This window comes from Coleofasciculus chthonoplastes PCC 7420 (assembly GCF_000155555.1).
GTDB classification, from domain to species: domain Bacteria; phylum Cyanobacteriota; class Cyanobacteriia; order Cyanobacteriales; family Coleofasciculaceae; genus Coleofasciculus; species Coleofasciculus chthonoplastes_A.
On record NZ_DS989878.1, the window covers coordinates 1 to 12,685 of the forward strand.

Genomic DNA, 12,685 nt, shown 5'->3' on the forward strand with positions numbered 1-12,685 from the left:
CTACGAAAAAGCGGCAGATCAGGAACCGAGCGATACCTGGCCCGTGTGGCCCGCGATCAACAATATTGGGTTAGTTAATTATGAACAGGGGAATGTGGCTAGCGCGATTGACAAATGGCAAGCCGCGATCGCGATTGATCCAGAAGCAGCTGAACCGAAGCTGGCTGTAGCCGTAGCACTTTATACCCAAGGGGAGCAAGACAGAGGACTGACTCTAGGAGAAACAGCCCTCCGCTCAGATGAGCGTTATGCTGATTTAGAGTTCCTCAAAGAAAATCTTTGGGGGGAACGTCTGATGTCTGATACTCAAAAATTCTTGGCAAACCCCAGGATTCAGGCAACCATTGCCCCCGGTAACAACGCTCCTGTACAAGTAGACGTTACCCCTTGAATCAAAATTTGAGTGTTCCCAGACGCGCCCTGGCGCGTCTCTACGCTGCTAAGGTATGGTATCAGGGGATGTATAAGCAAAACTGACCGCAAGCTTTCTGACGTTTTTCGTCGAAACTCCTTTGGGTCACAAACCCTGTCTTGATCAGACAGCTTGACAATTAAATGCTGGTTTTTAAATGGAGATAATCCCAGGAACCAGCTTGCCCTCTAATAAGTCCCTTGCCTACCCAGTCCAAGATGTCTTGGCATTACCCAACGCCTAACTAATTAGGCAAAAGAGATAGTCCGAACTAGGGAAGTATTCGGAAGTCTGTGCCAGAACTAGGCTCAATGGGGCTATTCACCGCTTACGTTGTCCAAACTGGCTTGGTCAATCCTTGTCCCTTTTAGGGCAAGGTTGGTAAACCTCTATATTTTGCCGAAACGGTTGTGGTACAGTACAGGTGTACTTTAGCAAGACTCTAGGGGTTCGGCAATGTCAGCACCCAGTTTCAGAGGATGAATCGTCCTATACCAACAAGGGTTATCGGCGGTGTTGCTCTTACTCAGGTTTGCCTAATCATCTTTGGGCAAAAGTGCCAGGATTTGATCGACAAACTGTTGATGATCAACAACAGGTTTACAGATATAACCATCAGCACCACTTTGCTTAAGGAAGTTTTCGCGATCGCCATCCATAGCATGAGCCGTGACTAATATAATGGGCAGATTGCTGGTTTGAGCATCAGCTTTGAGCATCTGGGTAATCTTGATGCCGTCCACTGGCTTACCCTGGTAAACACTGTGAGCCAGGGAAACATCCATCAAAATAATATCTGCATCTCCCGCCTGGGCAATTTTCATGACCTCCTCTACATCTTCGGTTCCCTTGACATTCAAGCCACCCCGCTTCGTGAGAATTTTGGAAAAAATGCGAAAATTCATGGGCTCGTCTTCTACAATCAGAACGGTTTTCATGGGCGTTGCATCAAGAAAGTCGTCTTTTCAACAAAAGTGCGATTTAATCATCAGTCTGACAGAGACTGGGCAATACAGACCAAGTTCTCTATCCCGGCTTCCCCTACCCCCCTGTTCCCGGTAGCTCTGATCGACTAGGATTGAAAACGACTCGGTATTAGGGGATGGTATCAACGGAAACCGATAGCAAGGGTTCTAAACTTTCTCATCCTCTGTATTTTGCCGAAACGGTTGTGGTACAGTACATACGTACTTTAGTAAGACTCCAGTTTTTCGGCAATATCAGCACCCAGTTCCAGAGGATTGATGTCCCTATCCGAAGATTGGTTATTGGAGGCGTCGCTCTCACTCAGGTTTGACTAATCATTTTTAGGCAGAAGTGCCAGGATTTGATCGACAAACTGTTGGTGATCCACAACAGGTTTAGAGATATAACCATCAGCACCACTTTGCTTAAGGAAATTTTCGCGATCGCCTTCCATAGCATGAGCCGTGACTAATATAATGGGCAGATTGCTGGTTTGAGCATCCGCTTTCAGCATCTGGGTAATCTTGATGCCGTCCACTGGCTTACCTTGGTAAACACTGTGAGCCAGGGAAACATCCATCAAGATAATATCTGCATCTCCCGCGTGGGCAATTTTCATGACCTCCTCTACATCTTCGGTTCCCTTGACATTCAAGCCACCCCGCTTCGTGAGAATTTTGGAAAAAACGCGAAGATTAATGGGATCGTCTTCTACAATCAGAACGGTTTTCATGGGCGTTGCATCAAGAAAGTCGTCTTTTCAACAAAAGTGCGATTTGATCATCAGTCTGACAGGGACTGGGCAATGTTGCCACAAAAAAAATCAAATTTTCATCTCGTTGTGGTTAGAAATTAGGACACAGAACTCATGGCAAAACAGTTGAATCTGCTGGCGACTGGTCAAGTTATTCCCACGCCCCTCCATGCAGAGATGCAACAGTCATATCTTGAATATGCCATGAGTGTCATCGTTGGACGTGCCCTGCCAGACGTTTGCGACGGTCTAAAGCCCGTGCATCGGCGTATTTTGTATGCCATGTACGAATTGGGTTTAACCCCCGATAGACCCTACCGTAAGTGCGCTCGCGTAGTGGGTGATGTTTTGGGGAAATATCATCCCCATGGGGATCAGGCTGTCTACGATGCTATGGTGCGCTTGGTCCAAGAGTTTTCCACTCGCTATCCACTATTGGCGGGTCATGGCAATTTTGGGTCGGTGGATAACGACCCACCGGCTGCCATGCGTTACACAGAGACGCGGCTGTCTCCCATTAGTCATGAAGCCCTCCTATCAGAAATTGGCGAGGCAACCGTTGATTTTATCGATAATTTCGATGGCTCTCAACAGGAGCCTGTGGTTTTACCCGCTCAACTACCCATTTTACTGCTCAATGGTTGCTCTGGCATCGCGGTTGGCATGGCAACCAATATTCCTCCTCATAATCTGGGCGAGATTGTGGATGGGCTAATCGCTTTGATTGATCGCCCGGATCTGGCGGATGAGAAATTGTGGAAATTAATTCCGGGACCAGATTTTCCCACGGGGGGTGAAATTATCGATACGTCGGGAATTCGGGATGCCTATAGCAGTGGGCGCGGCATTATTCCAGTGCGGGGAATCGCTAAGGTGGAAGAGATTCAAGTCGGTCGCACTCGCCGTCATCGCCGCACGGCACTCATTGTCACAGAATTACCCTATCAAGTGAATAAAGCGGCTTGGATTGAAAAAATTGCCGATCTGGTCAACCATGGACGCTTAGACGGAATTGCCGATTTGCGCGATGAGAGCGATCGCCGGGGGATGCGGGTGGTTGTGGAACTTAAACGGGATGCTCATCCCAGAGATGTTCTCAAACACCTCTACAAACAAACTCCTCTACAAAGTAACTTTGGCGCGATAATGCTGGCATTAGTCAACGGACAGCCCCGCCAGCTAGCCCTACGGCAATGTCTGGAAGAATTCTTACGCTTCCGGGAACAAACCCTGACCCGTCAATATACCTATGAACTTGACCAGAAACGACAACGGCGTCATCTGGTGGAAGGATTATTGGTTTGCTTAAATCAACTCACTCGCGTGATTGAAATCCTTACCAATGCGCCTGATGGCACAACCGCAAAGACTCAGTTTCAAGAGCAGTTAAACTTGAGTGAGAGTCAAGCTGATGCTATCCTCGCCATGCCGATGCGCCGCCTCACCGGGTTAGAACGGCAAAAACTCCAGACCGAATTTGAGGAACTCACCGCCCGCATTGAAACCCTCCAGGAATTACTCAGTAGCCGACATGAATTACTCAAAACCCTGAAAAAAGAGTTGCGATCGCTTAAACGGAAATATGCTGATCCACGTCGCACCAAGATCCGATCAGCCCAATCGCTCAAAGAACCTAAACAACCCAAATCAGAAAAACAAACCCGCAAGAAAGCCAAAACCTCAGACACCCCGAAAACCTCTGCCTCGAAATCCCCATCGCCTAATCTGATCGAAACGGAAGCTGAACAAACGGTTCTGGAATTTACCTATCAAGGACACGTACAACGCCTGCGTTCTGCCCCTGATCCCAAATCTAAACCCTCGATCAAAGATGGGAACGATTTTGTGATTCAGACCCAGCAAACCACCACGGCGTCAGAATTTGCCACCCTCACCAGTGGAGGCAAAGCCTACCCCTTGAAAGTCCAAGATATTCCCCCCGCCGCAGGGCGTAAGCAAGGCATCCCTGTAACTCGTCTCCTCCCTGATGCGGCTCAATCTGAAACCGTTATCGCCCATTTTCGACCCCACGAACTTACCGAGTCTGTCAGCCTAATTTTGCTCACCCAACAGGGACGAGTGAAGCGTCTACCTGCGACAGAGTTACTTAACCTAACGGCACGGGGTTTAACCACGGTTAAACTCAAAGAAGAAGATGTACTGGCGTATGTTACCCTAGCTCAATCCACTGATGATCTGATTATCGCTACCAGTAATGGGCGCTTATTACGCTTTGAAATTAACGACCAAAATTTACCGATTATGGGGCGTACAGCCCAAGGCAATCAAGCGTTGCGACTGCGGCGTCGGGAGCAATTAGTGGGATGTGTCGCGATCGCGCCCAACGAGAATCTGTTACTGGTATCTGAGCAAGGCTATGGCAAACGCATCGGACTCGGTGTCGTCAGACGCATTAAACGCGGTGATCTTGGCACTCAAGCCCTTCAATTTAAAACCTCAACGGATCGATTGATAGGAGTCATCAATGCCTCTCAAACCGAGACGGCTGTGTTGCTTACCAGCGATGAGCGAGTCATGACGGTATCGTTAAAATCTGTAAAGTTGTTAGGGAAAGATGGGTGTGGCGATCGCTTAGTTAAGCTCAAGTCAAATGAAACAATTATCGATGTTACAACAATCCTGCCGTGATTACGTAGGGACACGGCAGTGCCATACCCCTAAAGGTGGGTCTGATGTAACCGAAAACTTTTCGATCAGCTAGATATGGTTTTATAGTGGGGGATAAGTGTGAAGTGAATGCTATTTAATCCCTAAAGCTTGGGAATTCTGGAAGCACCAGTATAGAAAATCTAACTTAAGTGATAGTTCAACCATCATGACCGATCCCAAACGACCTCCGAGTGCGCCGCCACCCCCTCCACCCCGCGTTCCTCCAGCGCCACCGCCACCGCCCAGGGGAGGAGCGTCTCGGAAAGCGCCGCCAGGGGCAACCCAAGCGATGCCCTCTAAAACAATGCCGATGCCGCCAAAAGCGGGTCAGTCCGCATCAGATCCTACTGCCGTTAAAACAGCACCGAGTTCTCGCCCACCTTCACCGGGCGTCACACCCCGGACACCAGCGCCAGGTGCGGGACTTTCTCCTGGACAGCCAACATTAGCCCAACTGATCCGGGAAGCCTATGACAAGGGATTTTCTGACGTTCACGCCGGTGTCGGTGAAGTCCCTCGGATGCGAAACCGAGGGGAAATGGAACATACAGAATATCCTGTAACTGATAAACCCACGTTTATGAATTGGTTGCGGGAAATTCTCACCGATGAAGAAATTCGTCGCTTTCAAAACGAACTCGAATTTGATGGTGCAGCGCAGTATGATTTTGCCCGGGTGCGGATTAATATCTTCGACTCCCTGACAGGACCGGCATTAGTTCTGCGCTTGATTCCACTCAAGATTTTGACGATGGAGCAGTTACGACTCCCTTCAATTCTCAGGGATGTCTGTAATTACCACAAGGGTCTTATTTTAGTCACGGGTCCAACCGGTTCAGGTAAGTCAACAACGCTAGCGGCGATGATTGACTACATGAACAAGGAGATGCCGAAGCATATCATTACGATTGAAGACCCGATTGAATTTGTTCACAAAAGCCAAAAAGCCCTAATTAAACAACGGGAAGTCGGCGCTCATACCCTCCAGTTTGACAATGCTTTAAAAGCCTCCTTGCGGGAAGATCCGGATGTGATTCTGGTGGGGGAAATGCGGGATCGGGGAACCGTTAATACTGCGCTGAAAGCTGCTCAAACAGGTCACTTGGTTATGGGAACGCTGCACACGAACAGTGCGGTGAAGACTATTGAACGGATTCTCAATCTTTATAATCCAGAAGAGCAACACGCCATCCGCGTCGCTTTTGCTGAATCAATGGTGGCAATCATTGCCCAAGGGTTATGTCGCACCACTGATGGCAAACGTGCCGCCTTCCACGACATTTTGATTAATACAGAAGCGATTCGGGATTATATCCGCAAGGGTGAATATGAGGAAGTTCACGAACTGATGGCGGCTAATGAATTTGACGGCATGATGACGATGAATAAGTCCTTGTTTAACCTTTATCAGGAAGGACGTATCACTGAAGAAACTGCCCTAGAACAGTCGCCGACTCAAAATGAAATGGCGATGATGTTACGGGGTCGTGTTTAATTATCATTTGTCATTTGTCATACTCGCTTTCCGAAAAGAAGCAAGCTACGTCTTATGTTAGGACAAAAAGGTGGCAGCAAGGAAAATCTTATCTTGTGATCTGCCACCTTGATTTAAGCTGTTCGGCATTTAAACCTTAATATCAATAATGGCGCAATCCTTGTAGTGCGAGCATCTTGCTCGCTACTAATACCCAATTTAAATGCATGACAGCTTACCAGAAAAAACTCTAATTTGTGACAATCAACAATCAACAATCAGCAATCAGCAATCAGCAATGAACGAGACTCAACGCTCGTTTCCTCAGTTATTTAAGGGTATTGCCCTGTTTACACCAGGGGGAGATTTAATTTATGGCATTGACCCTAGTAAACAAGAGCATTGGCATTTGCATCTGTGTGCGAGTTTGCAAGAAATGCTCGGATTACCGGAACCGCCCCATTTTTTAGTGCCGGGATATACTGGCACAATTGATCGCTGGCTCGATCCTTATACCCAACAGATGCGAACGTCAGCGGAACTTTATCCGCCCATCCAGCACCATCAGGCATTGCTGAATGCTGTGTTTGGTGTCACGAAAGTGGTGTGGCAAGTTGCGCCTTGGCGGGAAGAGTGCTGTGATCCAATAGTTTTGGAGACATATCGCGATCGCTTTCCCCAACTGTGGCAAGATCATGATTTGATTATCCGCTGCGATCGCCCGGATCAATGTCTAGAACAGTTGTCTGATGCTAATCCTAGGCATGAGCACGATTCAAGTCTGATTCAATCTCCCCAGACTTATGCTTTGTCTTTTCCAGAACGTTGGACGATTCAACCAACACCGTGGCAAGAATCCTCCCACTCACCGTCTACAGGGATTGATCCTCTCTTATCCTCTAAATCAGATAGGGAATCGAATCCGAGTGAATCTCAATCTACACCCTTAACTACCCCTAGTTATGTCTTGCGCTTATTTGTATCTGGACACAGTGGATCAACTGAACATATCCTGAAAAAACTACATCAGTTACTCGAGCAATCCCTACAACATCCTTATACTCTAAAAGTAATTGATGTATTTAAACATCCTGAACAAGCGGAAGCCAATCAAATTTCAGCCACTCCCACACTGCTGAGAGTTTGGCCCCCCCCCGTCCGACGTATTGTTGGCGATTTGAATGACTTGGAAAATCTTTTACGTATACTTATTGCTCCTGAGACTCAACGATAAAAGTAAGCCTAGAACTAAAGTTCTGGCTCAAAGCTTAAACCCGTTAAAACGGGTTCAAAGACTTACCAAGTTAGCGATATTCTACTTAGGGCTTGCTGCACAAAGCCAAAACCGCAAAACCCATCAATACTTTGAGCTTTATTGACACAGGGTTTGATTCAAGGAAATCGGGTAGCATCCTTCATAAGTATGGCATCACCTTGCTCAGGACAAATGTACCCTTGCTCCCCCAGCTTCCCCAGCTTCCCCAGCTGACACACCGAGCGAAGTCGAGGTGTTCCCCCGCTTCCCCTCACCACAACACTTATTCAGCAGACCTTACTTAATTAAGTTGAGCGACTTGAGGAGTGCGTCCTTTGAAACCTGTCATTAATTGCAGAGCATAACACTTAACAGGATACAGATGACGCAACATCCATAATCCTAGGCGACGTAGGGTAACGATGGGCAACCAGTTATTAGAAAATATTCGATCTAGGAAATCAGTAAAGCCTAAAATGACCAGATTTTCGTGTTTGCGCCACCGTTCGTAGCGCTTGAGTATCCGTTCGTCTCCGATATCTTCACCCTGTTGATGGGCGTCTTGGATGACTTGGGCAAGGGCGGCGGCGTCTCGGATGCCCATATTTAGTCCTTGTCCACCCACAGGATGACAACAATGGGCGGCGTCGCCAATCAGGGCGAGGCGGTGTTGGGTGTAGCGATCGCTTTGCATTAACTGTACGGGAAAGACAATGCGATCGCTATCGAGTTCTAAATGCCCTAAAAGTCCGCCTGTGCGGTATTCTAGGAGTTCTAGGAATTCCTTTTCATCTAAGTCTTTTAACTGGTGGGCTTCGGCGTGAGGGGCTGTCCACACCACCTGACAGCGATTTTCGGCGAGGGGGAGTACACCCATCGGACCACTCTCCCAGAAGCGTTCAAAGGCGGTATCGTTATGGGATTTCTCAGTTTTGATGCGGGCGGTGACACAGGATTGCCAATATTTCCAGCCTTTTGTGCCGATTCCGGCGGCTGTACGAATGCGCGATCGCGAACCATCAGCCGCAACAACTAAGCGCGATCGCAGGTGTTGAGATGTTCCATCCACGTTTACCGTCACCTCTACCCCAGAGGCTTGATACTCCACATCCACCACTTCCGCCGGAGACAACCAGCTTACAGTCGGGCAATCTGCCAAAAACTCATACAGCGAGGTAAGCAGGGGACGATGTTCGCCCACATACCCCAAATCTTGAGTACCTAAATCGCTGGGGTGAAATTGCACGAATTTAGGATAATCGGCATCAGAGAGACGAATTTGCCGATAGGTGGCAATTTGCGGCTGAATAGTCTCCCAAACCCCAATTCCTTGGAAAATGTGCCCAGAAAGCAGTGAAAGGGCGTAAGCTTGCCGTCTGGCTACGGCGACTGACTGAGGTTTTGCCTCAATTAATCCGATCCGTAACCCGGACTTTTTCAACGCACAGGCGAAGGTTGCGCCGACAATACCGCCGCCAACGATGACCAGATCGTAGTCAAAGGTTTGATTGTATGCCTGTTCTTGCGCCATTTTCAGAGAATGTATCGAAATGATAAGCATTTTTACTTTTCTTCATTTTGACGCGGATAGCTGTAGAGGGCAAGGACTTGTCACGTCTATACAATGTTTGATGAATTCAGTTCCATTAACATATTCTGGGTAATTGATCCCCGACTAGCATATCTACAATCCGTTCCGCCCCAAACGCCGTTTGCAGTAATACCACACCCGCAGGGGAGTCAATCACTTCACCGACAATACAGGAATCCTCTCCGGCTGGGTGAGACTTCATCGCCGATAATACAGATTCAGCGTGCGATCGCGGTACAATAACGACCAGTTTCCCTTCATTGGCAAGATATAACGGATCTAATCCCAGAATCTCACAAACTCCATTCACCTCTTCCCGAATCGGAATCGACGCCTCATCTAAACGAATCCCCACGTCAGAACTTTGGGCAAATTCATTTAACACCGTAGCGACACCACCACGAGTCGCATCCCGCATGGCATGAATTTGGGGACAAACCTCAAGAATGGCATCCACTAATCCATTTAACGGTTGACAATCGCTTTTAATGTCTGTTGATAATGCCAATTCCCCACGGGCGATTAAAATAGCTGCACCATGATTTCCCAATTGACCATTAATAATTACCGCATCACCGGGTTGAATCTGATGGGCGGAAATAGAAACACCTTCTCTGATAACACCAATTCCGGCTGTATTGATAAACAGTTTATCAGCCGATCCGCGATGGACAACTTTGGTATCTCCCGTAACGATTTTTACCCCAGCAGCGTCGGCGGCTGTTTTCATACTCAGAACGACTTGCCGTAAGGTTTCGACAGGTAGTCCTTCTTCCATAATCATGCTACAGGTTAAATAGAGGGGTTTTGCCCCACTAACCGCTAAATCGTTGACGGTTCCATTGATAGCTAATTCCCCAATATTACTACCGGGAAAAAATAGGGGATCAACGACGTAAGAATCGGTGGTAAAGGCTAATCGATCCCCCTGACTGATGAGTTGGGCGAGGGGAATTGTGGCTTGATCTTCCAGTTGGGAAAGGATGGGATTATCGAAACTTCCGACAAAAATATCATCAATTAAATCCCGCATGGCTTTGCCACCACTGCCATGTGCCAGGGTAATGGCGGTATCTTTAACTTTATTGGGGCGGCGTCGAATTTTTTCGATTTTTTGGAAGAGAGGATTTTGGTTATTTGTCATTAGTCATTTGTCTTATGTCTTATGTCTTATGTCTTATGTCTTATGTCATTCGTTATTTAGTTGGGGCGGGTTTAGTGATATCAGGGTTAAAACAAAACGTTAAGGGTAAAACCCGCCCTTACAACAGACGTTCCATCTTCCCCATCTTCTGGGTTCGTAGTAGGCACTTTAGTGCCATAAGCGCTAAAGCGCTTACTACAAACTCTAAAGTCAGTGGCATTCAATTTAGGTGTGATGTTTCCCTCCTTTACCGGGTTTATCGGAATGTAATTCGCCGCCAACTGCCCAATTTTCGCGCTCAAATTCATCAATGTGAATTGTTACCCATTCGGGTTTTGTTCCTAAGGTGGAAACTAGGGTATCTGTGAGTGCTTTGGCGAGTTCACGTTTTTGATCAACCGAGTGACCTTTGGCAATTTGAACAGTAACAAATGGCATAACCGTTTATTCTCCACTCTAAACCTGTGTTTTAACAGTATTGTATGGGGGAAAACGGACGGATTTTGTAGTTTACTTATCGGTTTGGTGGATAAAGTTTGGGGGCTAAACCCACCTTGACAAATGTTCTCCCGCGACTGTTTAAACTCTCAAGAAACACGTTCTGATACAGGGGGTTGAGGAGAGGATGACCTGATGTAATTGAGTAAAGGGCGACCCGATGTCATTGAGTGGAATGGTGTTGTTAATTTATGCAGGCGGGTCGCCCCTACAGGGGGTTAATTGATGCCGACGGCAGTTTTGGCAACTTTGGATAGGCGTCCATATTTGTAATACGCTGCACAAGCCCCCTCTGAAGATACCATACAAGTTCCAATTGGATTTTCTGGTGTACAAGCTGTACCAAAAACTTTACATTGCCAAGGTTTCATGACACCTTTGAGAATTTCTCCACATTGACAGGCTTTGTGATCGGCGACTTGACGATTGGGAAGGGTAAATTTAACTTCGGCATCAAATTGGGCGTATTTTGGGCGAATTTTGAATCCGGAATTGGGGATATCACCGAGTCCTCGCCATTCAAATTTTTGCCGCACTTCAAAGACGGTATTCATGGCGTTTAAGGCGACAGAATTCCCTTCAGGTTTGACGATGCGATCATATTGGTTTTCAACCTCACAGCGCCCTTGAATCAGTTGCTGCAATATCATCCACAAGGATTGCAAAATATCTAAAGGTTCAAATCCGGAAACCACTAATGGTTTTTGGTACTGTTGGGCAATAAAGTGATAGGGTTCTGTACCAATAACCATGCTGACATGACCGGGACCAATAAAGGCATCCAGTTGTAAATCGGGATTGTCTAATAAGGCTTGTAAGGCGGGAATGACTAAAACGTGATTACAGAACATACTGAAGTTTTGCAGTCCTTCAGCATCAGCCTGTAGGATGGTTAATGCGGTACTGGGGGCGGTGGTTTCAAAGCCAAGTCCGAAGAAAACGACTTCTTTATCGGGGTTATCTTTGGCGATTTGCAGGCTATCTAGGGGAGAATAAACCATACGAATATCCGCCCCGACTGCTTTGGCTTGGAGTAGGCTTTTTTGGGAACCGGGAACCCGCATGGCGTCACCAAAGGTGGTGAGGATAACATTAGGATAATCTGCGATCGCGATCGCGTCATCTAGGCGTCCCCTTGGCATTACACAGACGGGACAGCCGGGACCATGGATTAATTCGATGGTGTCGGGTAGGATTTCTTCGAGTCCATATTTAAAGATGGAATGGGTATGACCACCACAGACTTCCATCACTTTTAGCGGTTGGCTTGCAGTTTTGCCGAATTGAGTGGTTAAGGTTTGGATTTCTCTCAGTAGGGCTTTGGCTTTTTGGGGATCGCGAAATTCGTCAACGTATTTCATAGTTTGTCATTGGTCATTGGTTATTGGTCATTGGTCATTGGTCATTCGGCTAAGGCGAGTTCGTGGAGTAATTGTAAGGTTTCGGCGGCTTCTTGTTCGTCGAGGCGATTCATGGCAAAGCCGACGTGAACTAATACCCAATCGTTAATACAGGTGTCAATGGGATGATTTTCATCAATAATACAGGCAATATTAACTTGGCGTTGGACGCCACTAATATTAACCATGGCGAGTTGGTGTTCTTTATCTGTTATTTCCGTAATTTGACCGGGAATGCCTAAACACATTTTTTTGTTGTCCTTTGTGGGTTGTTTGTTGTCTTGGGTAAGCTGAGGTTTTAATTTAAAGGAGGGCGGGTTTTGTTGTTCCGCTATTGGTGGGGAGGGCGGGTTTTGTTGTTCCGTTATTGGTGGGGAGGGCGGGTTTTGTTGTTCCGCTATTGGTGGGGAGGGCGGGTTTTGTTGTTCCGCTATTGGTGGATATCTGAATTGATTCCCTAAACCCGCCCCTACGATTGTCCCTAAATTCGCCCCTACAAATTGTCCCTAAACTCGCCCCTA

12 protein-coding genes are annotated in these 12,685 nt (G+C 47.2%); 5 read left to right on the forward strand and 7 right to left on the reverse strand.

What is annotated here, in order from left to right; translation table 11 throughout:
• A partial coding sequence (locus tag MC7420_RS32955) for a tetratricopeptide repeat protein (protein WP_006106196.1) occupies window positions 1-391 on the forward strand: 391 nt, incomplete at its 5' end.
• 557 nt (window positions 392-948) lie between these two features.
• On the opposite strand, the gene MC7420_RS32960 is transcribed toward MC7420_RS32955, so the two are convergent.
• Entirely contained in the window at window positions 949-1,350 is a 402-nt protein-coding gene (locus MC7420_RS32960; protein ID WP_044211092.1) for a response regulator, read from the reverse strand.
• A gap of 164 nt (window positions 1,351-1,514) precedes the next feature.
• On the opposite strand from MC7420_RS32960, the gene MC7420_RS32965 reads away from it, so the two are divergent.
• Window positions 1,515-1,709 carry a hypothetical protein gene (locus MC7420_RS32965; RefSeq protein ID WP_044211094.1) on the forward strand — a complete coding sequence of 65 codons (195 nt, stop codon included), beginning with the start codon at window positions 1,515-1,517 and terminating at the stop codon, window positions 1,707-1,709.
• On the opposite strand, the gene MC7420_RS32970 is transcribed toward MC7420_RS32965, so the two are convergent.
• Window positions 1,710-2,111 carry a response regulator gene (locus tag MC7420_RS32970; RefSeq protein WP_006106193.1) on the reverse strand — a complete coding sequence of 134 codons (402 nt, stop codon included), beginning with the start codon at window positions 2,109-2,111 and terminating at the stop codon, window positions 1,710-1,712. It abuts the gene before it with no gap.
• A 135-nt stretch (window positions 2,112-2,246) separates the two neighbouring features.
• Between MC7420_RS32970 and MC7420_RS32975 the strand changes: the two genes are divergently transcribed.
• From MC7420_RS32975 to MC7420_RS32985, 3 genes are all read left to right on the forward strand, one after another.
• Window positions 2,247-4,781, forward strand: a complete 2,535-nt coding sequence (locus MC7420_RS32975; RefSeq protein WP_044211097.1) for a DNA gyrase/topoisomerase IV subunit A — start codon at window positions 2,247-2,249, stop codon at window positions 4,779-4,781.
• A gap of 187 nt (window positions 4,782-4,968) precedes the next feature.
• On the forward strand, window positions 4,969-6,297 hold the full coding sequence (locus MC7420_RS32980; RefSeq protein ID WP_006106197.1) for a type IV pilus twitching motility protein PilT: 1,329 nt from the start codon (window positions 4,969-4,971) through the stop codon (window positions 6,295-6,297).
• Window positions 6,298-6,574: 277 nt separating this feature from the next.
• Window positions 6,575-7,510, forward strand: a complete 936-nt coding sequence (locus tag MC7420_RS32985) for a circadian clock KaiB family protein (RefSeq protein ID WP_044211117.1) — start codon at window positions 6,575-6,577, stop codon at window positions 7,508-7,510.
• 322 nt (window positions 7,511-7,832) lie between these two features.
• On the opposite strand, the gene MC7420_RS32990 is transcribed toward MC7420_RS32985, so the two are convergent.
• The 5 genes from MC7420_RS32990 to MC7420_RS33010 all read right to left on the reverse strand — a co-directional run bounded on the left by MC7420_RS32990 (window position 7,833) and on the right by MC7420_RS33010 (window position 12,412).
• Window positions 7,833-9,092, reverse strand: a complete 1,260-nt coding sequence (locus tag MC7420_RS32990; protein ID WP_083799250.1) for an FAD-dependent hydroxylase — start codon at window positions 9,090-9,092, stop codon at window positions 7,833-7,835.
• Window positions 9,093-9,177: 85 nt separating this feature from the next.
• Window positions 9,178-10,266, reverse strand: coding sequence for a hydrogenase expression/formation protein HypE (gene hypE / locus MC7420_RS32995; protein WP_006106177.1), 1,089 nt, complete (start codon window positions 10,264-10,266; stop codon window positions 9,178-9,180).
• Window positions 10,267-10,491: 225 nt separating this feature from the next.
• A complete protein-coding gene (locus MC7420_RS33000) occupies window positions 10,492-10,704 on the reverse strand; it encodes a tautomerase family protein (RefSeq protein WP_006106176.1) in 213 nt (70 codons plus the stop codon).
• A 278-nt stretch (window positions 10,705-10,982) separates the two neighbouring features.
• Complete coding sequence (hypD, locus tag MC7420_RS33005; protein WP_006106172.1) at window positions 10,983-12,125, reverse strand: hydrogenase formation protein HypD; 1,143 nt, start codon at window positions 12,123-12,125, stop codon at window positions 10,983-10,985.
• A gap of 41 nt (window positions 12,126-12,166) precedes the next feature.
• Window positions 12,167-12,412 (reverse strand): HypC/HybG/HupF family hydrogenase formation chaperone, encoded by a 246-nt coding sequence (locus MC7420_RS33010; RefSeq protein ID WP_006106186.1) that lies wholly within the window; start codon window positions 12,410-12,412, stop codon window positions 12,167-12,169.
• Window positions 12,413-12,685 lie beyond the last annotated feature (273 nt).